The sequence below is a fragment of the Inquilinus sp. CA228 genome, from assembly GCF_052078665.1.
In the GTDB taxonomy this organism is placed as follows: domain Bacteria; phylum Pseudomonadota; class Alphaproteobacteria; order DSM-16000; family Inquilinaceae; genus Inquilinus.
Window position 1 is genome coordinate 93,575 of record NZ_JBQJIK010000007.1, and the last position, 22,952, is coordinate 116,526.

General features: G+C 70.7%; 21 protein-coding genes. 12 read left to right on the plus strand and 9 right to left on the minus strand.

Annotation, left to right across the window (positions count from 1 at the left end; translation table 11 throughout):
- Positions 1–47: 47 nt before the first annotated feature.
- Positions 48–1,232, plus strand: a complete 1,185-nt coding sequence (gene recF, locus ACTOWL_RS05065; protein ID WP_441320105.1) for a DNA replication/repair protein RecF — start codon at positions 48–50, stop codon at positions 1,230–1,232.
- Positions 1,233–1,246: 14 nt separating this feature from the next.
- The gene (gene gyrB / locus ACTOWL_RS05070; protein ID WP_441320106.1) at positions 1,247–3,706 is read left to right on the plus strand and encodes a DNA topoisomerase (ATP-hydrolyzing) subunit B; all 2,460 of its coding nucleotides are present in this window, start codon (positions 1,247–1,249) and stop codon (positions 3,704–3,706) included.
- A gap of 248 nt (positions 3,707–3,954) precedes the next feature.
- Here the strand turns inward: gyrB and ACTOWL_RS05075 are convergent, their stop codons facing one another.
- Positions 3,955–4,593, minus strand: coding sequence for a hypothetical protein (locus ACTOWL_RS05075; RefSeq protein WP_441320107.1), 639 nt, complete (start codon positions 4,591–4,593; stop codon positions 3,955–3,957).
- 930 nt (positions 4,594–5,523) lie between these two features.
- Between ACTOWL_RS05075 and ACTOWL_RS05080 the strand changes: the two genes are divergently transcribed.
- From ACTOWL_RS05080 to ACTOWL_RS05110, 7 genes are all read left to right on the plus strand, one after another.
- The gene (locus tag ACTOWL_RS05080) at positions 5,524–7,011 is read left to right on the plus strand and encodes a PBSX family phage terminase large subunit (protein WP_441320108.1); all 1,488 of its coding nucleotides are present in this window, start codon (positions 5,524–5,526) and stop codon (positions 7,009–7,011) included.
- Between the two features lie 117 nt (positions 7,012–7,128).
- On the plus strand, positions 7,129–7,416 hold the full coding sequence (locus ACTOWL_RS05085; RefSeq protein WP_441320109.1) for a hypothetical protein: 288 nt from the start codon (positions 7,129–7,131) through the stop codon (positions 7,414–7,416).
- A 233-nt stretch (positions 7,417–7,649) separates the two neighbouring features.
- Positions 7,650–8,360 carry a peptide-methionine (S)-S-oxide reductase MsrA gene (gene msrA / locus ACTOWL_RS05090; protein ID WP_441320110.1) on the plus strand — a complete coding sequence of 237 codons (711 nt, stop codon included), beginning with the start codon at positions 7,650–7,652 and terminating at the stop codon, positions 8,358–8,360.
- A gap of 137 nt (positions 8,361–8,497) precedes the next feature.
- Entirely contained in the window at positions 8,498–9,880 is a 1,383-nt protein-coding gene (locus ACTOWL_RS05095; protein ID WP_441320111.1) for a c-type cytochrome, read from the plus strand.
- Positions 9,881–9,889: 9 nt separating this feature from the next.
- On the plus strand, positions 9,890–10,396 hold the full coding sequence (locus ACTOWL_RS05100; protein ID WP_441320112.1) for a (2Fe-2S)-binding protein: 507 nt from the start codon (positions 9,890–9,892) through the stop codon (positions 10,394–10,396).
- Positions 10,393–12,624: a molybdopterin cofactor-binding domain-containing protein gene (locus tag ACTOWL_RS05105; protein WP_441320113.1), complete on the plus strand. Its 2,232-nt coding sequence runs from the start codon at positions 10,393–10,395 to the stop codon at positions 12,622–12,624. Before ACTOWL_RS05100 ends, ACTOWL_RS05105 begins: the two co-directional genes overlap by 4 nt.
- A gap of 104 nt (positions 12,625–12,728) precedes the next feature.
- A complete protein-coding gene (locus tag ACTOWL_RS05110) occupies positions 12,729–12,953 on the plus strand; it encodes a hypothetical protein (protein ID WP_441320114.1) in 225 nt (74 codons plus the stop codon).
- A gap of 48 nt (positions 12,954–13,001) precedes the next feature.
- Here the strand turns inward: ACTOWL_RS05110 and msrB are convergent, their stop codons facing one another.
- On the minus strand, positions 13,002–13,409 hold the full coding sequence (msrB, locus tag ACTOWL_RS05115; protein ID WP_441320115.1) for a peptide-methionine (R)-S-oxide reductase MsrB: 408 nt from the start codon (positions 13,407–13,409) through the stop codon (positions 13,002–13,004).
- 87 nt (positions 13,410–13,496) lie between these two features.
- Here msrB and ACTOWL_RS05120 point away from each other — a divergent pair, with 87 nt between their 5' ends.
- Positions 13,497–14,231 (plus strand): SDR family oxidoreductase, encoded by a 735-nt coding sequence (locus ACTOWL_RS05120; protein ID WP_441320116.1) that lies wholly within the window; start codon positions 13,497–13,499, stop codon positions 14,229–14,231.
- A 4-nt stretch (positions 14,232–14,235) separates the two neighbouring features.
- Here the strand turns inward: ACTOWL_RS05120 and ACTOWL_RS05125 are convergent, their stop codons facing one another.
- Genes ACTOWL_RS05125 through deoC form a run of 4 tightly spaced genes read right to left on the minus strand, consistent with a single transcriptional unit; the run spans position 14,236 to position 18,799 of the window.
- The gene (locus ACTOWL_RS05125; RefSeq protein WP_441320117.1) at positions 14,236–14,604 is read right to left on the minus strand and encodes a VOC family protein; all 369 of its coding nucleotides are present in this window, start codon (positions 14,602–14,604) and stop codon (positions 14,236–14,238) included.
- 28 nt (positions 14,605–14,632) lie between these two features.
- Entirely contained in the window at positions 14,633–15,361 is a 729-nt protein-coding gene (locus tag ACTOWL_RS05130) for a 4'-phosphopantetheinyl transferase family protein (RefSeq protein WP_441320118.1), read from the minus strand.
- A gap of 21 nt (positions 15,362–15,382) precedes the next feature.
- Positions 15,383–17,776, minus strand: coding sequence for an aldehyde dehydrogenase family protein (locus tag ACTOWL_RS05135; protein WP_441320119.1), 2,394 nt, complete (start codon positions 17,774–17,776; stop codon positions 15,383–15,385).
- Positions 17,777–17,788: 12 nt separating this feature from the next.
- The gene (gene deoC, locus ACTOWL_RS05140; RefSeq protein WP_441320120.1) at positions 17,789–18,799 is read right to left on the minus strand and encodes a deoxyribose-phosphate aldolase; all 1,011 of its coding nucleotides are present in this window, start codon (positions 18,797–18,799) and stop codon (positions 17,789–17,791) included.
- Positions 18,800–18,911: 112 nt separating this feature from the next.
- On the opposite strand from deoC, the gene ACTOWL_RS05145 reads away from it, so the two are divergent.
- Positions 18,912–19,322: a GFA family protein gene (locus ACTOWL_RS05145; RefSeq protein WP_441320121.1), complete on the plus strand. Its 411-nt coding sequence runs from the start codon at positions 18,912–18,914 to the stop codon at positions 19,320–19,322.
- Here the strand turns inward: ACTOWL_RS05145 and ACTOWL_RS05150 are convergent.
- The 3 genes from ACTOWL_RS05150 to ACTOWL_RS05160 form a co-directional block, all read right to left on the minus strand.
- Positions 19,319–20,188, minus strand: a complete 870-nt coding sequence (locus ACTOWL_RS05150) for an NAD(P)H-binding protein (RefSeq protein WP_441320122.1) — start codon at positions 20,186–20,188, stop codon at positions 19,319–19,321. The two genes, ACTOWL_RS05145 and ACTOWL_RS05150, sit on opposite strands and share 4 nt — an antisense overlap.
- Before the next feature lie 127 nt (positions 20,189–20,315).
- Positions 20,316–21,104 carry an NYN domain-containing protein gene (locus tag ACTOWL_RS05155; RefSeq protein WP_441320123.1) on the minus strand — a complete coding sequence of 263 codons (789 nt, stop codon included), beginning with the start codon at positions 21,102–21,104 and terminating at the stop codon, positions 20,316–20,318.
- Between the two features lie 14 nt (positions 21,105–21,118).
- Positions 21,119–21,976: a helix-turn-helix transcriptional regulator gene (locus ACTOWL_RS05160; RefSeq protein ID WP_441320124.1), complete on the minus strand. Its 858-nt coding sequence runs from the start codon at positions 21,974–21,976 to the stop codon at positions 21,119–21,121.
- A 234-nt stretch (positions 21,977–22,210) separates the two neighbouring features.
- On the opposite strand from ACTOWL_RS05160, the gene ACTOWL_RS05165 reads away from it, so the two are divergent.
- A complete protein-coding gene (locus tag ACTOWL_RS05165) occupies positions 22,211–22,855 on the plus strand; it encodes a TerC family protein (RefSeq protein ID WP_441320125.1) in 645 nt (214 codons plus the stop codon).
- Positions 22,856–22,952 lie beyond the last annotated feature (97 nt).

Consider the following 22,952-nt stretch of genomic DNA (forward strand, 5'->3'; position numbering starts at 1 on the left):
ATGCGGACGGGTGGGGCGAAGCATCCGCTTCGGATGCCTTGAGCCACATGTCCCAGGACCCCATGCCGGAGCAGGCGGAAGCCGCCTCATCCGGGCGTCCCGCCCGGATCGCGGTGACGCGCCTGACGCTGACCGAGTTCCGCTGCTACGGCCAGCTGCGGATCGAGCTGGACCCGCGCCCGGTGGTGCTGACCGGGCCGAACGGCGCCGGCAAGACCAACCTGCTGGAGGCGGTGTCCTTCCTGTCGCCGGGCCGCGGCCTGCGCCGGGCGCCGTTGACGGAGGTGACGCGCCGCCAGGCCACCGGGACCGCCGGCTGGGCGGTGGCGGCCAGGCTGCTGACCCCGACCGGCGAGATCGCCCTGGGCACCCAGCTGGAGCCCGGCGAGGGCCGCCGCGCCGTGCAGATCGACGGCCGGCCGGCGCCGAGCCAGGCGGCGTTCGGCGCCCGGGCGCCGATGGTCTGGCTGACGCCGCAGATGGACCGGCTGTTCGGCGACGCCGCGAGCCAGCGCCGCCGCTTCCTGGACCGGCTGGTGTTCGGCTTCCACCCCGACCATGCCGGGCAGCTCGGCGCCTATGAGCGGGCGATGCGCGAGCGCAACCGGCTGCTGAAGGAACCCCGCGCCGACCCGGCCTGGCTGGCGGCGCTGGAGGACACGATGGCGACCGCCGGCACCGCCGCCGCCGCCGCCCGGCGCGAGCTGGTGGCGCGGCTGCGCGGCGCCGAGTCGCTGATGGTGGAAGGCCCCTTTCCCCGCGCCGAACTGGCCGTGGACGGCCGGATCGAGGCGTGGCTTGAGGATCGGCCGGCGGTCGACGCAGAAGAGGCTTTTCGTAACCTTTTGTGCGATAATCGCCGCATCGACGCCGCGGCCGGGGCCGCGACGGAAGGTCCGCACCGCAGCGACCTGTCCGTCCACCACCGGGCCAAGGCGATGCCGGCGGCGCAGTGCTCGACCGGCGAGCAGAAGGCGCTCCTGATCGGCATCGTTCTTGCCAATGCCCGCCTGCTCGCCGGGGAACGCGGCGCCCCGCCCCTGCTCCTCCTCGACGAGGTGGCGGCGCATCTCGACGAAGCCCGTCGGGCAGCGTTGTACGAGGAGATCCTGGCGCTCGGCGCCCAGGCTTGGATGACCGGCACCGACCCGGCGCTGTTCGCGCCGCTCGGGGACCGGGCCCGTCACTTCGGCGTCGACGACGCGCGGGTGACGGTCCGGGAAGCCGTTTGAAATGGATGAGAAGTATGTCGGATTCTGAGATCGCGAACGACGGCGGCGGCTACGATGCCAGCTCCATCACCGTGCTGCGTGGCCTGGAAGCGGTGCGCAAGCGGCCGGGCATGTATATCGGCGACACCGATGACGGGTCGGGCCTGCACCACATGGTGTACGAGGCCGTCGACAACGCCATCGACGAGTCGCTGGCCGGGTATTGCGACACCATCACGGTGACGCTGAACGCCGAGGGTTCGGTCACCGTGACCGACAACGGCCGCGGCATCCCGGTGGCGATCCATGAGGAAGAGGGCATCAGCGCCGCCGAGGTGGTGATGACCCAGCTGCATGCCGGCGGCAAGTTCAACCAGAACTCCTACAAGGTCTCGGGCGGCCTGCACGGCGTCGGCATCTCGGTCGTCAACGCCCTGTCGGACACGCTGGACCTGACGATCTACCGTGACGGCCACGAATGGTTCGTCCGGTTCCATGACGGCGACGCCGAGGCGCCGCTGGCCGCGGTCGGGCCGCAGGGCGAGAACCGCGGCACCCACATCACCTTCCTGCCCTCGACCAAGACCTTCACCAAGACCGAGTTCGACTTCGGCACGCTGGAGCACCGGCTGCGCGAGCTGGCCTTCCTGAACTCCGGCGTCAAGCTGACCCTGACCGACGCCCGGGGGCCGGAGCCGCGGGTGGTCGAGCTGCATTACGAGGGCGGGCTGAAGGCCTTCGTCGCCTATCTCGACAAGGCCAAGCAGCCGCTGCATGGCGAGCCGATCACGGTGACCGCCGAGCGCGACGGCATGACCGTCGAGGTGGCGATGCAGTGGAACGACAGCTACCACGAGACCATGCTGTGCTTCACCAACAACATCCCGCAGCGTGACGGCGGCGCCCATCTGGCCGGGTTCCGCGGCGCGCTGACGCGCCAGGTGAACGCCTACGCCACCGAAAGCGGCATCCTGAAGAAGGAGAAGGTGGCGCTGACCGGCGAGGACGCCCGCGAAGGGCTGAGCTGCGTCCTGTCGGTGAAGGTGCCCGATCCCAAATTCTCCAGCCAGACCAAGGACAAGCTGGTCTCGTCCGAGGTCCGGCCGGCGGTCGAGGCGGTGGTCAACGAGATGCTGGCGACCTGGTTCGAGGAGCATCCGAACGACGCCAAGCGGGTGATCCAGAAGGCGGTCGAGGCCGCCACGGCGCGCGAGGCGGCGCGCAAGGCCCGCGACCTGACCCGGCGCAAGGGCGCGCTCGACTTCGCCTCCCTGCCCGGCAAGCTGGCCGACTGCCAGAACCGCGACCCGGCGGAATCGGAGCTGTTCCTGGTCGAGGGCGACAGCGCCGGCGGCTCGGCCAAGCAGGGCCGCGATCGCAAGTTCCAGGCCATCCTGCCGCTGCGCGGCAAGATCCTGAATGTGGAGCGGGCGCGGGTCGACAAGATGCTGGGCTCGGCCGAGATCGGCACGCTGATCACGGCGTTGGGCACCAGCATCCGCGAGGAGTTCGACGTCAACAAGGCGCGCTACCACCGCATCATCATCATGACCGACGCCGATGTCGACGGCAGCCATATCCGCACCCTGCTGCTGACCTTCTTCTACCGGCAGATGCCGCAGCTGATCGAGCGCGGCTACCTCTACATCGCCCAGCCGCCGCTGTACCGCGCCGCCCGCGGCAAGGAGGCGGTGTATCTGAAGGACGATCCCGCGCTCGAGGGGTATCTGATCGACAGCGGCATGCGCGACCTGGTGTTCACCCCGTTCGACGGTGCCCAGGTCGCCGGCCTCGACCTGCGCGCCCGGATCGTGCAGGCGCTGGAGGTGAAGCACCAGCTGACCCCGCTGATCCGCAAGGTCGGCAGCCGCATGGTGGTCGAGCAGGTGGCGATCGCCGGCGCACTGACGTCGCGCATCGTCAACGACCCGACGCTGGCCGCGGAGACGGCGACCTATGTCTCGCATCGCCTGGATGCGCTGGAGCCGGAGTTCGAGCGCGGCTGGCAGGGGTCGCAGCTGCCGCCGCAGGGCAACCAGCCCGGCGGGCTGGTGTTCCGGCGGACCCTGCGCGGGGTGACCGAGGGCCGGGTGATCGATTCCGACATCATCCGCTCGATCGAGGCGCACAAGCTCGACCGCCTGGCCGGGGAGTTGCAGGCGCTGTACCGCCGGCCGGGCGTGCTGACCTGGATGAACCCGAAGGGCGCCGCCCAGGAATGGCCGATCACCGGCCCGATCGACCTGATCGACCGGGTGCTGGAGCAGGGCCGCAAGGGCCTGGCGGTGCAGCGCTACAAGGGCCTGGGCGAGATGAACCCGGACCAGCTGTGGGAGACCACGCTGGACCCGAACGCCCGGGTGCTGCTGCGGGTCGAGGTCAAGCACGCCGACGACGCCGAGGAGGTGTTCTCGACCCTGATGGGCGACGTGGTCGAGCCGCGCCGCGACTTCATCCAGGAGAACGCGCTGAAGGTGACGAACCTGGACGTGTGAGCCGGCGGTTTTTTTGGAGAGAGACGTGGTCGGGAGAGGTTCCCCGGTCCGAGAAGGCTTCTGCGTTGCCTCTCCCGCCTGGCGGGAGAGGTCGGGCTCGCGCAGCGAGACCGGGTGAGGGCGGGCCCTGGCCTCGACAAAACCCCCTCACCCGGAGGCGCAAGCGCCTCCGACCTCTCCCGTAAACGGGAGAGGCAAAACACTCGGTTCTCTTAGAATCCAGGGCACCTCACCGACGAACCGCGCCCTTACCCCGTGTCCGGCGGCTTGCGGCGGGCGGGAGCCGCCGAGCGGGGCTTCGGCGCATCCTCGGGCGGGTCGTCCTCCTCCGACGGCAGGAAGCCCAGCTCCTGCATGGCCTCGTCGGCCATCTCGAGCCAGCGCTCCACATTCGGCGGATAGCCCCAGCGCCGGCACAAGGCCGCCACCGCGACCTCGGCCCGGCTGGCCTCGACCAGCTCCGCCACCTCCGGCCGCTCCACCCGCTCGCACACTTCGGTGGCGCGGCGGTCGACCTCCTCCTGGTCCCCGGACACGTCGTAGGCCGCCGCCAGCATCGCCAGCTTCACCCGCAGCGCGTGCCAGTCCTCCTGCGCCGCCTCGCGCTTCGCCGCGACCTTGCGCCGCTCGTCGCGCTGCCCGGCGAACTTCTCCTTCAGCAGCAGGGTCAGCCGCAACGACCGGGCGACGACGGCGATCCGGGTGCAATAGTCGACGCCGGGCTGCGGCGCCTCGACCGCCTCGGTGCGGGTCGCCTCCATGATCTCCATCTGGATCTCGGCCGCGCGGGCGAGCATGCGCAGATCCTGCGCCGCCCGCTCCTCACGGGAAGCGGCCGGGGCCTCCGAAATCGAATCGGTCTGCGCCTTGTCCATAGAACGTAGCATGAACATTATCGCAGATTAATACAAGCAAACAATGTGTTAACTGACCCCGCCCGATTCCGACCCGGGCGGCGGCAGGCTGGACCGCCACGCCGCTACGGGCTGCGGATAGGCTTTGTGGGGGCGAAAGCTTCCGAGGCATATTCCGGTCGTCCATCGGTTCAAATTTTGGATGATCCTCATGTGGCAAAATATTGCGGTCAACGGATTGTTATTCGGATCCGCCTATATCGTCTTCCGATCAAAAAGAGTGATAATTGGTCGTATCGTCACAGCTATAGATTTGTAATACTCAAGGTGATATATTATTGTGCATACGTCATGATCATTTTTGGACTGATTTTTTGTTTGTACGGGATTCTGCTATTATTGAGCGGCCGTGGTGACGGCGGTATATTTCTCGCGGCTGGTCTGGGCGGGGTCCTGGTAGGGCTGGTTGTGCGTTACTTCGCGCGTCGGCGAATCGAGTGGTATGGGCAGCGGCGCAAATAAGGATCCTAGCAAGCATGCGGCCACGCCCGTACGGATCGGGCCAAGAGTCGGCTTGAGGCAGCCTTCCCCTGTTCCTCGCACGCGCATCATCTAAAAGGGATCGATGATCGCCTGCCCCCGGTGCGCCAAGTCCCGTCTCGGGGAGAGATGGAATCCTGGCAACATCCGCTTCGTGGAGCTAGCGAGGCCAGCGATCGTCCGCAACGAGCCGAAAGCAGACCGGAGGACGGGCGCGGCCGCGCTTCCCGACCGGCTGCTCACGCGGGGGCATCTCCTCAAAAAGACGCAGACGGGATTGGGCCGCCACGCCTCATGTTCGCTATTCGTTCTTGACGCGATGGCACGTCACTCGGCATAATTCAGGCAGAGTCGAAGAGTTGCGCCCGCCCGGTCCCGCCGCGGCGGGCTTTTTCGTGCGAGGGCGGAATGCGGATGGATGTGATGGGAACCAAGCTGGGCTGGGTCGACGTCGCCAGGCATTTCACGGGTCACGCCGACGCCGGGACGCTGGGCCGTGACATGCCGAATCGGGCCAAGGCCCTGATCCTGTGCTTCGAGGCGGTGGCCGGGCGTCGACGACGGGGAGAGCCCCCGCCGGAGCCGATGCGCCGGCTGGCCGACGCGGCCGAGGCGCGCCTGCTTTCCGGCGCCATCACCGGCCGCGCCGACCGGCTGCGGCTGGAGCGGGCGTATCGGGACTTCCAGGACGAGTCGCCGGAGGACGCGCCGGTCATCCTGCCCCCGATCGACCTGGCGCCCGTGTTCGAGCCCCTGCTGGAGCCGTCGCGCTACAAGGCTGCCTATGGCGGCCGCGGGTCGGGCAAGTCGCATGCCTTCGCCGAGTTGCTGGTGCGGCGCTGCATCGAGGCGGCGCCGGTGCGGGCGGTGTGCATCCGCGAGGTGCAGCGCTCGCTCGACCAGTCGGTCAAGCGGCTGATCGAGGACAAGATCCAGGCGCTGGGCGTGGGCGCGGCGTTCCGGGTGCAGGCCGACCGCATCCTGACACCCGGCGGCGGCCGGATCATCTTCCAGGGCATGCAGAACCACACGGCGGAGTCGATCAAGTCGCTGGAGGGCTACGACATCGCCTGGGTCGAGGAGGCGCAGGCGCTGTCGATCCGCAGCCTGGACCTGCTGCGGCCGACCCTCCGCAAGCCGGGATCGGAGCTGTGGTTCTCGTGGAACCCGACCCGGTCGGACGACCCGGTCGACGCGCTGTTCCGCGACGGGACGCCGCCGCCCGGGTCGGTGCTGGTGCCGGTGAAATATTCCGACAACCCGCATTTCCCGGAGGTGCTGCAGGCGGAGATGGAGTGGGACCGGGCGCGCGACCCGGACAAGCACCAGCATGTCTGGCTCGGCGGCTATCGCACCTTCAGCGAGGCCCGGGTGTTCGAGAACTGGAAGGTGGAGGCGTTCGAGACCCCGGCCGATGCCAGCTTCCTGTTCGGCGCCGACTGGGGCTTCGCCCGCGATCCGACGGTGCTGGTGCGCTGCTTCGTGGCCGGCCGGACGCTGTTCGTCGACCACGAGGCCTATCAGGTGGGCTGCGAGATCGACCGGACGCCGGCGCTGTTCGACACCGTGCCGGGGTCGCGGCGGGGCCAGATCATCGCCGACAGCGCCCGGCCGGAGACCATCAGCTACATGCAGCGCAACGGCTTCGGCAGCATCAAGGGATCGACCAAGGGGGCGGGGTCGGTGCAGGACGGGATCGAGTTCCTGAAGGCGCACGACATCGTGGTGCATCCGCGCTGCCGGCACCTGATCGACGAGCTGGCGCTGTACAGCTATCGCACCCACCCGAAGACCGGCGTGATCCTGGCCGAGGTGGAGGACCGCGAGAACCACGCCATCGATGCCCTGCGCTATGCCGTCGAGGGGCAGCGGCGGGGCGGTTACGACACATCGATGAAGTGGGTCCGATGAGGGGTATCGCTGGCTGATCCGCGAGGGCGGGTTGATGAGGCTCGTGGAATGCGCCTGGAGTGGGATGCTTGCCGTGGTGTAGCGTCGACCTGATCGGCGTTGCTGTGTGGAGACACCATGCTTGCAAGGAAATGGGCGCTCATTGCGGCGGCGTTGGTCGTTTGGATCGCCTCCTCCGCGCAGGGGCTTGAGTTTAGCGATTACAGAACCTTTGTCATCATTGCCGACAATCATGTGAGACAGAAATATCCATTCATCGATCTAAATCGATTTTCACGAGATTTGGAGGAAGAGGGCACCACGATATCGGTGCATTATCCATTGAAGCCGCCGAAAGGCGATTCTATCGTCATTGGAGGTGGAAATTCGCCCGCCGTATTCATCGACAAAGCCACGGTGCGGTGATCAATTCCTATTTGATTCAATCTCAATAGGAGCAGACGTCGTTTCGACGGGAATTCGATGACAGTGCATGAATTAAGTTCGGCGACAGCGTTGGCGCCACCCCGCACTACCACCGAATTCATTAAGTGCACTGTCACCGAATTATGAGTTCCGCCGGCCCCCCGTAACCCGGCGGCCGTCTTCGGCGAACCGGCTGTCGGGGCCTTCGCGGGCCCGAACGGGAGATCCGGATCGTGATCAAGCGCTTTCCTTCCCTGCCGGCCCTGGCCGGCGCCCTGTCGCTGCTCGCGGTCGCCGCCGGGCTGGCGGTCACCCAATCCTCGGCCGAGGAGGCGCGGCTGGTGCCGCCGCCGGCGGTCGACGAGGCCCCCGGCGCGACGACGGAGACCGCGGTGCTGGCCGGCGGCTGCTTCTGGGGCGTGCAGGGCGTGTTCCAGCACGTCAAGGGCGTCACCAGCGCCGTCTCCGGCTATGCCGGCGGCAATGCCCGGACGGCGCAGTACGAGACGGTCAGCGGCGGCGGCACCGGCCATGCGGAATCGGTGAGGATCACCTATGACCCGCGCCGGATCAGCTATGGCCGCATCCTGCAGATCTACTTCTCGGTGGCGCACGACCCGACCCAGCTGAACCGCCAGGGGCCGGACAGCGGCACCCAGTACCGCTCGGCGATCTTCCCGGCGGATGCGGAGCAGGCGCGGCTGGCCAAGGCCTATGTCGAGCAGCTGGACCGGGCCGGGGTGTTCGACGCGGAGATCGTCACCAGGATCGAGGCCGGCCACGCCTTCTATCCGGCCGAGGGCTATCACCAGGACTACCTGACCCTGCACCCGACCAGCCCCTATATCGCGATCAACGACCTGCCGAAGGTCGAGGCTCTGCAGCGGCTGTTCCCGGACGCCTACCGCACCGACCCGGTGCTGGTCTCGGCCCAGACCAACTGAGCGGCCGCCCCGGTCCGGTTCGCGGCGACAAATCGCCCCTGGCCAGGACGGCCGTCTTGTCCGACCCTTGCATAACCAGGAATGTGCCGGCTGAAGGCCCGTGAGAGGACCGGCCGGCGGACAGGGGACGGATCTCCATGGGGCTGCTGCGCGCCGGCGGCATCGCGCTGGGAGTCGGGCTGCTGCTGATCGTCGGCGGCGCGGCGGGGCTTGCCGCCTATGCCTGGCGGCCGGTGATCGACCCGGTCGACCCGCCGGCAGCGGCGAGCTTCGATCCGGCGCTGGTCGAGACGGGCGCCGAGCTGGCCTCGATCGGCAATTGCGGCACCTGCCACACCGCGCCGGGCGGCAAGCCCTTCGCCGGCGGCCTGAAGCTGCCGACGCCGTTCGGCACCGTTTACACCACCAACATCACCCCCGACCCCGAGACCGGCATCGGCCGCTGGCCGGAGGCGGCGTTCGGCCGGGCGATGCGCGAGGGCGTCGACCGCGCGGGCCGGCACCTCTACCCGGCCTTCCCCTACGACCACTTCACCCTGGTGACCGACGCGGACAACCGGGCGCTCTACGCCTTCCTGATGACGCGCCAGCCGGTCGCGGCAAGGGCGCCGGCCAACGACCTGCCCTTCCCGCTGAACCAGCGCTTCGTGCTGGCCGGCTGGAAGCTGCTGTTCCTGCAGCCGGGCCCCTACACGCCCGACCCGACCCATGATTCGCAGTGGAACCGCGGCGCCTATCTGGCCGAGGGGCTGGCCCATTGCGGCGCCTGCCACACGCCGCGCAACCGGTTCGGCGCCGAGGAGACCGACCGCCGCTTCGCCGGCGGCGACGCCGAGGGCTGGCACGCCGTGCCGATCGGCAGCGGGTCGCCGGCGCCGGTGCCCTGGACCCGGGAGTCGCTGTTCCACTACCTGCGCGACGGCTGGCACGGGCAGCACGGCACGGCGCAGGGGCCGATGGCGCCGGTGGCCGACAGCCTGGCGGCGGTGCCGGAGGCGGATGTGCAGGCGATCGCCGCCTATGTCGCCTCGGTGATGGGGCTGCCGGACGCGGATGCCCGCCGTCGCGGCGACGCCCTGGCGGCGGCCACCGCCAACCCGGGCGGTCCCGGCACCCGGCCGCAATCGGCCGGCAGCCAGACCATCGCCGCCGCCGTCCCGACCGAGGACCCCGGCGCCGCGATCTATGCCGGCACCTGCGCCGCCTGCCATGAGAGCGGCCGGCCCTCGCCCTTCGGCGGGCTTGACCTCCGGCTCAGCTCCGCCATCACCGGCGACAGCCCGGCCAATCTGATCCGCATCATCCGCCACGGCGTCCCGGCGGCGAGCGGCGCCCGCGGCCCGATCATGCCGGCCTTCGCCGCCGCCCTGTCGGACCGCCAGCTCGGGACGCTGCTGGCCTATCTGCGCGGCCGCTTCAGCGACCGGCCGGGCTGGACCGGCCTGGGCGACGCCGTGCAGGCCGCCAGGGACAGCGAGGTCGCGGCTTCGGCGGCATCCTCAAGTATGGGCAGCCATTAGGGAGAGGTCATGATCGAGCTCAGGGTCAACGGCCGCCGGCAGAGCATCGCCGCCGATCCCGACACGCCGCTGCTGTACGTGCTGCGCGGCGAGCTGCAGCTCAACGCCGCCAAATACGGCTGCGGCCTGGGCCAGTGCGGCTCCTGCGCCGTGCTGGTCGGCGGCGAGGTCGCGTTCTCCTGCGTCGTCCCGGTGCTGCTGGCGGAGAACAAGGAGGTGACGACGCTGGAGGGGCTGGGCACCGAGGACGAGCCCGGCCCGCTGCAGCGCGCCTTCATCGCCGAGCAGGCGGCGCAGTGCGGCTACTGCATCCCCGGCATGATGATTAGGGCCCATGCGCTGCTGCGGAAGACCCTGACCCCGTCGGACGCCCAGATCCGCCAGGCCCTGCAGCCGCATCTCTGCCGCTGCGGCACCCATATGCGGATCCTGCGGGCGATCCGCCGCGCCGCGCAGGAGATGCGGAGCGCCTCGGCCGAGCCGCTGGGCACGGCGCCGCGGGAGTCGGTGCTGTGAGCGCCGGCCTGTCCCGCCGCGGCGTGCTGCAGGGCGCCGGCGGCCTGGTGGTCAGCTTCGCCTTCGCCCCCGCCGGCCTGGCCCAGCAGGCGGCCGAGACGCCGCAACTGGGCGGTGCCCTGCCCGGCAGCCTGGAGGACGCCCCGTTCCTCGATTCCTGGATCCGGGTCGATGCCAAGGGCGCGGTCACGGTCTTCACCGGCAAGGCCGAGCTGGGCCAGGGCATCGCCACCGCCCTGCAGCAGATCGCGGCGGAGGAGCTGGGCCTGGCCTTCGAGGCGCCGACCATCGTCACCGCCGACACCGAGCGGACCGCCAATGAGGGCTACACCGCCGGCAGCCATTCGATGCAGGACAGCGGCACCGCCATCCGCCACGCCGCCGCCCAGGTGCGCGAGATCCTGCTGGCCGAGGCGGCGCGGCAGATGGGCGCGCCGGCCGACCAGCTGCGGCTCGAGGCCGGCACTGTGCTGGCGCCGGACGGCAACCGCCGCTCCTACGGCGCGCTGGCGGCCGGCCTGTCGCTGCATGTCCAGGCGCAGCCGGAGTCGAGGCTGACCGACCCCGCCGCCTTCCGGGTGATGGGAAGGCCGCTGCCGCGGATCGACATCCCGGCCAAGGTGACCGGCGGCGAGGCCTATGTGCAGGATCTGCGCCTGCCCGGCATGCTGCACGGCCGGATCGTGCGGCCGCCCAGCACTGGCGCCCGGCTGACGGCGCTGGACAGCAGCGCGGTCGAGGCCCTGCCCGGGGTGGTGAAGGTGGTGCGCGACGGCAACTTCCTGGCCGTGGTGGCGGAGCAGGAGTTCCAGGCGGTCAAGGCGATGCGGCTGCTGGCGGCCGCGGCGCAGTGGCAGGAGGACACGACTCTGCCGGACCAGACCCGGCTGCCGGAGGCGCTGCTGGCGCTGCCGGCCAGGGACTTCCCGATCCTCGACCGGCGCGACGCCGCGGCGCCCGCCGGCCGGACGCTGGAGGCCCGCTATTCCCGGCCCTATCTGCTGCACGGGTCGATCGGCCCGTCCTGCGCCGTGGCGCAGCAGGACCCGGACGGGCTGCTGACGGTGTGGACCCACACCCAGGGCGTCTTTCCCGACCGCAAGGCGATCGCCGAGATGCTGGGCCGCCCGCCCGAGCAGGTGCGCTGCATCCATGTCCAGGGCTCCGGCTGCTACGGCCACAACGGCGCCGACGACGCCGCGGCCGATGCCGCCCTGCTGGCCGCCGCCCTGCCCGGCCGCCCGGTGCGGGTGCAGTGGATGCGCGAGCAGGAGCATGCCTGGGAGCCCTACGGCCCGGCGATGGTGGCCCAGGCCCGGGCCACGCTGGACGACACCGGCCGCATCGCCGACTGGGATTACGGGGTGTGGAGCAACACCCATTCGATGCGGCCCGGCCCGGCCGGCAGCCTGCTGGCCGCCCGCCACCTGGCCAAGCCCTTCCCGGTGCCGGCGCCGCGGCCGCTGCCGCAGCCGGAGGGCGGCGGCGACCGCAACGCCATCCCGCTCTACACCCTGCCCAGCGCCCGGGTGGTGCACCATTTCCTGCCGGACATGCCGCTGCGCATCTCGGCCCTGCGCTCGCTCGGCGCGCAGATGAACGTGTTCGCGATCGAGAGCTTCATGGACGAGCTGGCGCTGGCCGCCGGCGCCGACCCGGTGGAATTCCGGCTGCAGCATCTGGACGACCCGCGCGGCCGCGACGTGATCGCCGCCGCCGCCGAGGCCTTCGGCTGGAATCAGGGCCGCCCGGCCGCACCGGGGCATGGCCGCGGCTTCGGCTTCGCCCGCTACAAGAACCTGGCCGCCTATTGCGCCGTGGCGGTCGAGGTCGCGGTCGAGCGCGAGACCGGCGAGGTCCGCGTGCCGCGCATCGTCGCCGCGGTCGACACCGGCCAGGTGGTCAATCCCGACGGGGTGCGCAACCAGATCGAGGGCGCCGTGCTGCAATCGATGAGCTGGACGCTGTATGAGAGCGTCGGCTTCGACCGGGGCCGGATCACCTCGGTCGACTGGTCGACCTATCCGATCCTGCGCTTCGACGCGGTGCCGGACAGCGTCGAAATCCGCATCGTCGACCGGCCGGGCGCGCCCTTCCTGGGCTGCGGCGAGACCGGCCAGGGCCCGGCCAGCGCGGCCCTGGCCAACGGCATCGCCGATGCCATCGGCCGGCGGCTGCGCGACCTGCCGCTGACCGCCGCCAAGGTGAAGGCCGCGATCGGGGTGTGAGGCTTCCATGCCACACCTATTGTCTTTGCCACCGCGAGCGGGAACGACCACGCGCTCCGCATTGTTTCCCTGTCTGAGTTTCGGAAACAGGCACGGAGATCGCAATGCTGAAGCCAGCCATGATCATTGTCGTCGCGGCACTGTCGCTCGCGGCATGCGGCCGCGACCCCGGCACCCGGGCCCTTTCGGGCGGCGCGCTCGGCGCAGGACTCGGCGCCGGCACGGCCGCGATCACCGGCGGCAATATCGGCACCGGCGCGATCATCGGCGGTGTCGGTGGCGCCGCCATCGGCGGCCTGACGAACTGCCGTGCCGTCGGACGCTGCTGATAGACCGACAGGACGAGACAGCCCCGCCCCGGCGGGGCTGTTCTGCCGTCAGGCTGACTCTTCCGGCTGGAAGTCCAGCGCCACGCCGTTGATGCAATAGCGCAGCCCGCTGGGCGGCGGGCCGTCCTCGAAGACATGGCCGAGATGGCTGCCGCAGGTGGCGCAATGCGCCTCGACGCGGGTCATGCCCCAGCTGCGGTCGACCGTGGTTTCGACCGATTCCGGCACCGGGTCGTTGAAGCTGGGCCAGCCGGTGCCGCTCTCGAACTTCCATTTCGACTCGAACAGCTTGCTGCCGCAGCCGGCGCAGCAGAAGGCGCCCGGCCGGTGCTCGCTGAGCAGGCTGCAGCTTCCGGGCCGCTCGGTGCCGTGCTGCCGCATCACCTGGTACTGCTCGGGCGTCAGGATCCGGCGCCATTCGGCGTCGCTGCGGGTCACGGGATAGGGTTCGGGCATGCTCGATCTCCTGGGCCGGTCCGGGGAGGCGCCGGCGCCTCGACCCTGATATAGGTGGCGACGCCAGTCGAGCATAGGGAGGGCGGCATGGGCGGGCAGGATTTCGCCGGGCGGCGGGTGCTGGTGACCGGCGCCGGCAAGGGCATCGGCCGGGCCACGACCGTCATGCTGCACCGGCGCGGCGCCGAGGTGATCGCCGCCACCCGCAGCCCCGAGGACCTGGCGAGCCTGAAGCAGGAGACCGGCTGCAAGACCATCGCCGTCGACCTGGGCGACGCCGAGGCGACGCGGCGGGCGGCCATCGAGGCGCTGCCGGTCGACGCGCTGGTGAACTGCGCCGGCACCACCACGCTGGAATCCTTCCTCGACACCTCGGCCGAGAATTTCGATCAGATCATGGCGGTGAACGCCCGGGCGCCGATGATCGTGGCCCAAATGGTGGCGCGCGACCTGATCCGCCGCGGCCGGACGGGCGCCATCGTCAACGTGTCGAGCGTGTCGTCCATGATCGGCCTGCCGGACCACACCGCCTATTGCGCCTCGAAGGGCGCGCTCGACGAGATCACCCGGGTGATGGCGGTGGAGCTGGGGCCGCACGGCATCCGCACCAACAGCGTCAACCCGGTGGTGACGCTGACGCCGATGGCGGTGAAGGCCTGGAGCGACCCGGCCAAGTCCGGCCCGATGCTGGGCCGCATCCCGCTCGGCCGCTTCGCCCAGCCGGAGGAGGTCGCCGAGGTGATCCTGTACCTGCTCGGCGACGCCTCGGCGATGATGAACGGCGCCATCGTGCCGGTGGATGGCGGCTTCCTCGCCACCTGACGGGTCAAGGCGCCTCTCGGCACACCGCCTCGACATTGTGGCCGTCGGGGTCGAGCAGGAAGGCGCCGTAATAGTCCGGATGGTAGTGCGGCCGCAGCCCGGGCGCGCCGTTGTCGCGGCCGCCCGCGGCCAGCCCCGCCGCGTGGAAACGGTCGACCGCCGCCCGGTCCGGCGCCGCGAAGGCGACATGGGTGCCGGTGAGGGCGCCGTCCTGCTGACCGATCCAGAAGAACGCCCGGCGGCCGACGCCGTAGCCGGCGAAGCTCTCGCCATCGGCATAGAGGCGGGCGATGCCGAGCGCCGCCAGCAGCCGGTCGTAGAAGGCCTTCGATCGATCGAGGTCGCCGACCCGGATGGTGACGTGATCCAGCATGAGCACCTTCCCTGCCTGTGTCCCTATCCTACAGCCCCCACAGCCCCGGCTCGAAGCGCCACGCGGCGACGCCGAGGCCGGCGGCCGGGACGGCGAGCGCCGCCGCAGCGCCCTCGATCGGCGGAAGATCGTGCAGGTGCCAGTCGGCGCCGGCGAGGTCCGGCGGCAGCATCGGCCGACTCACACGCTCGGCCGGGTCGGCGCTGACGGTGAAGCCGGTGAAGTCGAAGGAGAAGCCGCGGCCGATGCCCTTGGACAGCGCCTCCTTGCGGGTCCAGACCGCGTAGAAGGCCGCGGTCAGCGCCGGGCCGGACAGGCCGGCGAGCGTCGCCCGCTCCGCCGCCGAATAGGCGATGCCGGCGACCTCCAACGGCGGCGGATGCGACACCGTCTCGACATCGACCCCGACCTCGATTCCCCGGGCCAGCGCCACCACGGCCCAGGGCCCGCTGTGCGAGAGGTTGAAGCGCAGGTCGCCCTCCGCCAGCTCCGGCTTGCCCCAGGCGCTCTGGCGGAAGCGCAGCCGGTCCGCCGGCGCCTCGAGAGCGCGGCCGAGCAGCAGCCGCAGCGCCGCATGGGCGGCGACGTAGCGGGCCCGCAGCAGGTCGGTGCGGAACCGGTCGGCGCGCTGCCGCTCCTCCGCCGACAGCACGGCCAGGCCGGCCGCCGGGTCGCGGTCGGTGCGCAGGCGCCAGACCTGCACCTGCCCCGGCGGCAGGTCGGGGAAGCCCGACGGCATCGTCCAGGTGTCGGACATCGCCCCCTCCTTGCCTCTGCCCTACTCCCCGTAAGGCAGCCAGATGTTCTTCACCTGGGTGGCCCGGCGCAAATAGTCGCGGCCCTGGCCTTCGGCGTCGGACAGCCAGTGGCGGCGGCGGCCCTGGTTGGTCCAGGTGGCCTTGAGGTTGCCGGCGCTGGCCTTCTCCACCGCCGCGCCGCCTTCGGCCGGGCCGACATACCAGAGGGCGGCGACGTCGTCGTGCTCGGCCAGGGTCTTGGCCAGCACGTCGCGCTCGCCGGTGACGATGTTGACCACCCCGTCCGGCACGTCGGAGGTGTCGAGCACCTGGTACAGGTCGGTCGCCGCCAGCGGATGGCGCGGCGACGGCACCACCACCACGCGGTTGCCCATGGCGATCGCCGGCACCACCAGCGACACGAAGCCGAGCAGCGGCGCCTCGTCCGGGCACAGCAGGCCCATCACGCCCCAGGACTCGTTCATCGCCAGCGTCACCTGGCGGGCGCGGGCGTCATGCACCTGGCCGTCATATTTGTCGGCGAAGCCGGCATAGAAGAAGATCCGCCGCACCGCGGCCTCGACCTCAGCCGCCGCGGCCTTGGCCGTGGCGCCGGTCATCGAGGAGATCCGGCGGGCGAACTCCTCGGACCGCGCCGCCAGGTTCTCGGCCAGGAAGTACAGCACCTGGGCGCGGTTGTGCCCGGCCATGCCGCTCCAGCCGGTGGCCTTGTGCGCCGCCTCGACCGCGTTGCGGATGTCCTTGCGGTTGCCGAGGCCGACCTGGCCCAGCGCCCGGCCCTTCGGATCGAGCACGGTGGTGCTGTAGCCGCCATCCGGCCGCGCCTGCTTGCCGCCGACATAGAGCTTGGCGGTGCGGTCGATCGAGGGCAGGTCGTGGTCGCCGCCCAGCGGCACGGCCGCCAGCGGCGCCGCGGCCACCGGCTTCAGCGCCGGCGCGTCCTTCTCCCAGCCCGGCACCAGGTATTCGTACAGGCCCTCGCGCCCACCCTCGCGGCCGAAGCCGCTCTCGCGGTAGCCGCCGAAGCCGACCGCGGCGTCGAACATGTTGGCGCAGTTGATCCAGACCACCCCGGCCTTCAGCCGCGCCGCGACATGCAGCGCCTGGTTCACCGTCTCCGACCACACCGAAGACGCCAGGCCGTAGCGCGAATTGTTGGCCAGGCTCACTGCCTCGTCGACGGTGCGGAAGGTCGAGGCCGTCAGCACCGGGCCGAAGATCTCCTCCTGGGCGATGGTCGAGGCCGGCTCGGCCTCGGTGAACAACGTCGGCGGGAAGTACAGGCCGCCCTTGGGCAGCGTCGCCGAGTCCTGCCAGCAGGCCGCGCCCTCCTTCTTGCCCAGCTCGACGTAATGCTTGATCCGGTCGAGCTGCACCTGGGCGACGATCGGGCCCATATCGGTCGACTTGTCGAGCGGATCGCCGACCCGGAGCGTCGCCATCCGGCGCTTCAGCTTGTCGTACATCCGGTCGGCCACGCTCTCCTGCACCAGCAGGCGCGAGCCGGCGCAGCAGACCTGGCCCTGGTTGAACCAGATCGAATCCACCACGCCCTCGACCGCGGCGTCGAGATCGGCGTCGTCGAAGACGATGAAGGGCGACTTGCCGCCCAGCTCCAGCGACAGCTTCTTGCCGGTGCCGGCGGTCGCCTCGCGGATCCGGCGCCCGACTTCGGTCGAGCCGGTGAAGGCGATCTTGTCGACATCGGCATGCTCGACGATCAGCGCGCCGGTCAAGCCATCGCCGGTGACGATGTTCAGGACGCCCGGCGGCAGCCCGGCCTCCTGCGCGATCTCGGCGAAGAGCAGCGCGGTCAGCGGCGTAAACTCGGCCGGCTTCAGCACCACCGTGTTTCCGGCGGCCAGCGCCGGCGCCACCTTCCAGGCCAGCATCAGCAGCGGGAAGTTCCACGGGATGATCTGGCCGCAGACCCCGACGGGGCGATAGCCGGGGAACTCGGTCTCGACCAGCGAGGCCCAGCCGGCGTGATGGTAGAAGTGCCGCGCGACCAGCGGGATGTCGATGTCCCGGCTCTCGCGGATCGGCTTGCCGTTGTCCATGGTCTCGATCACGGACAGCAGCCGCTCGCGGCGCTGGACGTGCCTGGCCAGGGCATAGAGGTGGCGGGCGCGCTCATGGCCCGGCAGCGCCGCCCAGCCTTTCTGGGCCCGGCGCGCGGCCTTGACCGCGGCGTCGACATCCTTGGCGGTGCCCTGCGCCACCTGCGCCAGCTTCTTGCCGGTGGCCGGGTTCAGCACCTCGAAGCGCTCGCCCTCGGCCGGGGCGACGAACTTGCCGTCGATGAAATGGCCGAAGCCCGTCTCATGCCGCGCCAGCCAGTCGCGGGCGATGCCGCTGTCCTCGGGCGCCGGGCCGTACTCCATGGTGTCGAGAATCTCCGCGATCCGGGGCATAAGTGAGGCTCCTCAGGCGGAAGCGTGGCGGAAGCCGGCCGAGTAGCGGCCGGTGACGAAATGCTCGATCTGGCGCTCGACATCGGCGAGCAGCGAGGAGGCGCCGATCCGGAACAGCTCCGGCTCCAGCCAGGGCCGGCCCAGCTCCTCCTTCATCAGGATCAGCCAGGCGATGGCGTCCTTGGCGGTGCGCAGGCCGCCGGCGGGCTTGAAGCCGACGCGCTCGCCGGTGCGGGCCTGGTAGTCGCGGATGGCGCGCACCATCACCAGGCTGACCGGCAGGGTGGCGTTGACGTCCTCCTTGCCGGTCGAGGTCTTGATGAAGTCGGCCCCGGCCATCATGCAGACCAGGCTGGCGGCCTCGACATTGCGCAGGGTCCGCAGGTCGCCGGTGGCCAGGATGGTCTTCAGATGCGCCTCGCCGCAGGCCTCGCGCATCGCCCGGACCTCGTCGTAGAGGGCGGACCAGTCGCGGTTCAGCACCTGGGCGCGGTGGATGACGATGTCGATCTCGGCCGCCCCCTCCTCCACCGCGTAGCGGATCTCGGCCAGGCGCTGCGGCAGCGGCGTCAGCCCGGCCGGGAAGCCGGTGGCGACCGAGGCCACGGGAATGCCGCTGCCGGCCAGCGCCTTCACCGCGGCGCCGACCATGGTCGGGTAGACGCAGACGGCGCCGGTGGTCGGCGGCCGGTCGGACAGGCCCAGCGCCTCGACCAGGTCGTCGCGCAGCGGGTGGCGGGCCTTGGCGCAGAGGCGCTGCACCCGGCCCGGCGTGTCGTCGCCGGCCAGGGTGGTCAGGTCCATGCAGGTGATCGCCTTCACCAGCCAGGCGGCCTGGTACTCCTTCTTCACCGTGCGCCGGGTGGTCATGGTGGCGGCCCGGCGCTCGGCGGCGCTGAGATTGACCCGCGCCGCCTCGACCCAGTCCAGCTCCAGCGCCATGCCCGGGTTGCGATGGGTGTTGGCGGCCGGCACGATGCGGGCCACCGCCTCGCCGGTGCCGTCTCGACGATGGTCGGGCATGGACGTCTCCCCTAGAAATCTGCGGGAACAGAGCGCCGCCGGCACCGGGCTGTCAAGGCGGAGCGCGGAGCGATACGCTGGCCGAACCAAGACCCTCGGAGGGGAAGGCTTCATGACCGAAAGCGCGCGCGTGCTGACCGGCAAATGCTATTGCGGCGCCGTCCACTACGAAGTGGCGGATTCGTTCCTCTACGCCCTGAACTGCCACTGCTCGAACTGCCGGCGGACGACCGGGTCGGCCTTCAAGCCCATCGCCGGCATCGAGCGCAGCAAGCTGACGGTGACCCAGGGCCGGGACGGGCTGATGATCTATGGCGAGCCGGACCACAACAACACGCATTGCCGGGCCTGCGGCTCGCTGCTGTTCTCGGTCGTCCGCGACGGCGCCTATGTCCATGTCGCCATGGGCACGTTGGTCGACGACCCGACCATCCGGCCGACCGAGCACATCTTCGTCGGCTCCAAGGCGCCCTGGTACACCATCGCCGACGACCTGCCGCAATATGAGGAGTTCCCGGCCTAGCCGGCCGACCGGCGCACCAGCGCCGCCAGCACCTCGGCCAGCGGCGTGGTGCCGCGCCGGACCTCGCCGCCATCGACCTCGATCCGGCCGGCGTTGTGGGCGTCGTAGAGATCGGTGATCAGCCGGACATAGCCCTCGCTCAGCCCGCCCGCGGCCAGGGCCTGCTCCCATTGGCCGCGCGGCAGGGCCATAGCCTGCACCGGCCGACCGAGCGGTCCGGCCAGAGCGGCGGCGACGGCGATCGCGGTATAGCGCTGCGGCCCCTCGGCGTGGAGGATGCGCGGCGGCGCCTCGGCGGCGGCCAGCAGGTCGGCCGCGATCAGCCCGACATCGGGGGCCGAGACGGTCGGGAAGCGCTTGTCGAGCGGATGGTGCAGGCTGGCCAGCACGCCGGTGGCCATGGCAGGGCGCAGCGACCGCGCCCAGTTCTCCATGTGCTCGGCCGAGCGCAGGAAGGCGATGCCCGGAAGGCCGCCGAGCCGCTGCTCCAGGTCATGGAACAGCTCGGTGATGCCGGTGCCGGCCGCGTGCTGGGCGCCGTAGTCGGAAATGGCGACCGTGCGCGGCGGCCGTGCCGCCTCCAGCGCCCGGGCCAGGCTGTCGATCAGGCTGCGGGTCTCGGCCGCGGCGTCGCCGCGCGACGGGGCCAGCGGCACGACCGCCAGCACGCCCTCGGCGTCGCTGAGCGCCGCCGTCAGCGCCTCGGTGTCGGCGATGTCGGCGACGGTGATGTCGCAGCCGGCCTCGGCCAGGGCACCGGCCTTGCCCAGATCGCGGACGATGGCCCGCACCGCCCTGCCCCGCCGCCGCAGCTCCCGCGCCGCGGCACCGCCGATCCGTCCTGTGGCCCCGATGATGGCGAACATAATGCTTCTCCCGCTCGGCCCCCGGATCGGGGCTCGGTACGGGGCCGACCTTGCCGCGGCAGCGCCGGTCGGTCGCGCCGGAACGGACGGCACAGCGCCGGAACGGACGGCGGTGCGCCATCCGGCGTCAGGCTGATGGCGGCCGCTTCCTGGTTGCTGCCGCAGTCTCGCCACCACGGATCCTGGGCGGTTGCGTCGGTCTGACCTTGATCCGCAGGGACTTGCCGTCCGGCTGATCGATGTCGAACGCCCCGGTCTTTCGCACCAGATCGCTGAGCTTGCGATAGCCATAGGTGCGCGGATCGAAGTCGGAGGCGATGTTCGCGAGGCGTTGCCCGACCGCGCCCAACCCGACCCAGCCATCCTCCGTCTCCAACTGCGCGACGGCCCTCGTCAGGATGGGAATGGCCGCGGCGGGGGGCTGGAGGGCCTCGGCGGCGGGCCCCTCTTCGGGAGTCGACACCTCGGCCTCGGGCAGCAGGTTCTCGGTGTAGATGAATCTGCGGCACGCCTGCCGGAAGCTCTCGGGCGTCTTCTGCTCCCCGAACCCGTAGACATCGGCGCCCTGCTCGCGGAGACGCGACGCCAGGCGCGTGAAATCGCTGTCCGAGGAGACCAGGCAGAAACCGTCGAACCGGCCGCTGTGCAGCAGGTCCATCGCGTCGATCACCAGGGCGATGTCGGACGCGTTCTTGCCGGTCGTGTAGGCGAATTGCTGGTACGGGTCGATCGCGTATTTCTGCAGGATATCGGCCCATGACTTCAGGCGCTGGCCCGAGAAATCGCCGTAGATCCGCCGGACACTGGCCTCGCCGAATTTGGCGACCTCCTCGAACAGCCCGGCCGCGATGCGCGGCGATGTGTTGTCGGCATCGATGAGAATGGCAAAACGGGGCAAGCGGTTTTCATCGGCCATGGTCGGCACCTCGATCAGTTGTCGCGCCGCAGGGCGCCGGGGGTGGTGCCGAGGATGCGGCGCATCGCCCGGGCCATGTGGCTCTGATGCGCGAAGCCGGCGTCGAGCGCCACCTGGGCCATCGGCAGGCGGCCGCCCAGCAGCAGCGCCCGCGCCCGTTCGACCCGGCGGCGGATCACGAACTGGTGCGGCGCCAGCCCGGTCGAGGCCTTGAACAGCGGCTTGAAATGCGACGGGCTGAGGCCCGCGGCCGCCGCCAGCTCGGCCAGGGCCAGGCGCTGGTCCAGCCGCGACTCGATCAGCTCCAGCACCCGGGCGAGCTGGCGCCGCGACAGCGTCTGTCCCGCCGCGGCCGCCGGCATCGGCGCCGCGTAGCGCCGCAGCAGATGGGCCGCAAGGGCCAGGCCGATGCTGTCGGCGTAGAGCGGATCGGACTCCGCCCCGGCCTCCAGCTCGGCTTTCAGGGCCCAGCCGAGATGCTCGATCCGCGGGTCGCGCAGCTGCAGCCGCGGCGCGATCTCCAGCCGGCCGGAGGCCAGGCCCAGCCCTTCCGCCGCGCTGCGCAGCAGCGCCGGGGTCAGGCGCAGCAGCAGGAACCGGGCCGGCCCCTCATCCTCCCACGCCCCGGCGGCGCCCGCGGGCAGCAGGTCGATGTCGCCCTCGCGCTGCAGCCGGTCCTGGACCAGCCCTTCGGCCCGGCAATGGGCGACCACCGGCGGCCCGACATGCAGGCTGAGCCGCAGGTCGGGCGACGGCGCCGCCTCGACCGCATGGCCGGTGGCGGCGAACAGCCCGGCGGCGAAGCCCGCCCATTGCCCGGCCTTCTCCGGCACGATCGCGCCGGACCGGATCACCGGTTCATGTGTATCCATTTCGCCACACCTTTGAGCCGACCTGCGGCGTCCGCGCCGCAGTCTACGTCCCGGAGCTTGAGCCGGCGAGGCCTCCTCGCTATATGGGCGCCACCAGGCCGGGCCCCTCTGGCAGCTCCTTGGGAGATGCGATGTCGGACTGGAGACTCACATGAGTGGCCCGCCTGCCGAACCGCCGACACGCCCCGGGATGGCATGCAGGCCGCTCCTCGCGACAGAGAGGACGGTTTTCGCATGGAACATTTGCTGACGGGCGAGGCGCTGACCGCCCTGGTCCAGGTCATCATGATCGACCTGGTGCTGGCCGGCGACAACGCCATCGTCATCGGCCTGGCAGCGGCCGGACTGCCCAAGGAACAGCGCGGCAAGGCGATCCTGATCGGCATCGCCGCCGCCACGGTGCTGCGCATCGTCTTCGCCCTGGCGACGACGCAGCTGCTGGCCATCGTCGGCCTGCTGCTGGCCGGCGGCGTGCTGCTGCTGTGGGTGTGCTGGAAGATGTGGCGCGAGCTGCGCCACACCGCCAAGGAGGAGCACCAGGCCGAGGAGGCGCTGGCCGGCCACGACGCGAACGGGAATGGCGCGCCGCGCAAGACCTTCGCCCAGGCCGCCTGGCAGATCGTGATCGCCGACGTGTCGATGTCGCTGGACAACGTGCTGGCGGTGGCCGGCGCGGCGCGCGAGCACCCGGTGATCCTGATCTTCGGCCTGGCGCTGTCGATCGCGCTGATGGGCTTCGCCGCCTCGTTCATCGCCCGGCTGCTGAACCGCCACCGCTGGATCGCCTATGTCGGCCTGGCAATCATCCTCTATGTCTCCATCGACATGATCTGGCGCGGCGCGACGGAGGTGTGGCCGCATCTCCAGGGTGCGATGTAAGGCACAAGGGCACTCCTTAAGGCCGGATCGCCCTCTTTATCCTCCCCCTCCCCTTGCGGGAGGGGGCATGCACACATCTCTCGGGCGTCGTTCGCGT

Excerpts from the sequence above, each read along its gene's own strand:
- ACTOWL_RS05165 (WP_441320125.1), top strand. The coding sequence starts at position 22,211 with ATGGAACATTTGCTGACGGGCGAGGCGCTGACCGCCCTGGTCCAGGTC.
- ACTOWL_RS05080 (WP_441320108.1), top strand. The coding sequence starts at position 5,524 with ATGGGAACCAAGCTGGGCTGGGTCGACGTCGCCAGGCATTTCACGGGT.
- ACTOWL_RS05150 (WP_441320122.1), bottom strand. The coding sequence starts at position 20,188 with ATGTTCGCCATCATCGGGGCCACAGGACGGATCGGCGGTGCCGCGGCG.
- ACTOWL_RS05125 (WP_441320117.1), bottom strand. The coding sequence starts at position 14,604 with ATGCTGGATCACGTCACCATCCGGGTCGGCGACCTCGATCGATCGAAG.
- ACTOWL_RS05130 (WP_441320118.1), bottom strand. The coding sequence starts at position 15,361 with ATGTCCGACACCTGGACGATGCCGTCGGGCTTCCCCGACCTGCCGCCG.
- ACTOWL_RS05155 (WP_441320123.1), bottom strand. The coding sequence starts at position 21,104 with ATGGCCGATGAAAACCGCTTGCCCCGTTTTGCCATTCTCATCGATGCC.
- ACTOWL_RS05100 (WP_441320112.1), top strand. The coding sequence starts at position 9,890 with ATGATCGAGCTCAGGGTCAACGGCCGCCGGCAGAGCATCGCCGCCGAT.
- deoC (WP_441320120.1), bottom strand. The coding sequence starts at position 18,799 with ATGCCCGACCATCGTCGAGACGGCACCGGCGAGGCGGTGGCCCGCATC.
- ACTOWL_RS05135 (WP_441320119.1), bottom strand. The coding sequence starts at position 17,776 with ATGCCCCGGATCGCGGAGATTCTCGACACCATGGAGTACGGCCCGGCG.
- ACTOWL_RS05110 (WP_441320114.1), top strand. The coding sequence starts at position 12,729 with ATGCTGAAGCCAGCCATGATCATTGTCGTCGCGGCACTGTCGCTCGCG.
- ACTOWL_RS05085 (WP_441320109.1), top strand. The coding sequence starts at position 7,129 with ATGCTTGCAAGGAAATGGGCGCTCATTGCGGCGGCGTTGGTCGTTTGG.
- ACTOWL_RS05095 (WP_441320111.1), top strand. The coding sequence starts at position 8,498 with ATGGGGCTGCTGCGCGCCGGCGGCATCGCGCTGGGAGTCGGGCTGCTG.
- ACTOWL_RS05120 (WP_441320116.1), top strand. The coding sequence starts at position 13,497 with ATGGGCGGGCAGGATTTCGCCGGGCGGCGGGTGCTGGTGACCGGCGCC.
- ACTOWL_RS05160 (WP_441320124.1), bottom strand. The coding sequence starts at position 21,976 with ATGGATACACATGAACCGGTGATCCGGTCCGGCGCGATCGTGCCGGAG.
- ACTOWL_RS05145 (WP_441320121.1), top strand. The coding sequence starts at position 18,912 with ATGACCGAAAGCGCGCGCGTGCTGACCGGCAAATGCTATTGCGGCGCC.
- msrB (WP_441320115.1), bottom strand. The coding sequence starts at position 13,409 with ATGCCCGAACCCTATCCCGTGACCCGCAGCGACGCCGAATGGCGCCGG.
- ACTOWL_RS05075 (WP_441320107.1), bottom strand. The coding sequence starts at position 4,593 with ATGCTACGTTCTATGGACAAGGCGCAGACCGATTCGATTTCGGAGGCC.
- recF (WP_441320105.1), top strand. The coding sequence starts at position 48 with ATGTCCCAGGACCCCATGCCGGAGCAGGCGGAAGCCGCCTCATCCGGG.
- gyrB (WP_441320106.1), top strand. The coding sequence starts at position 1,247 with ATGTCGGATTCTGAGATCGCGAACGACGGCGGCGGCTACGATGCCAGC.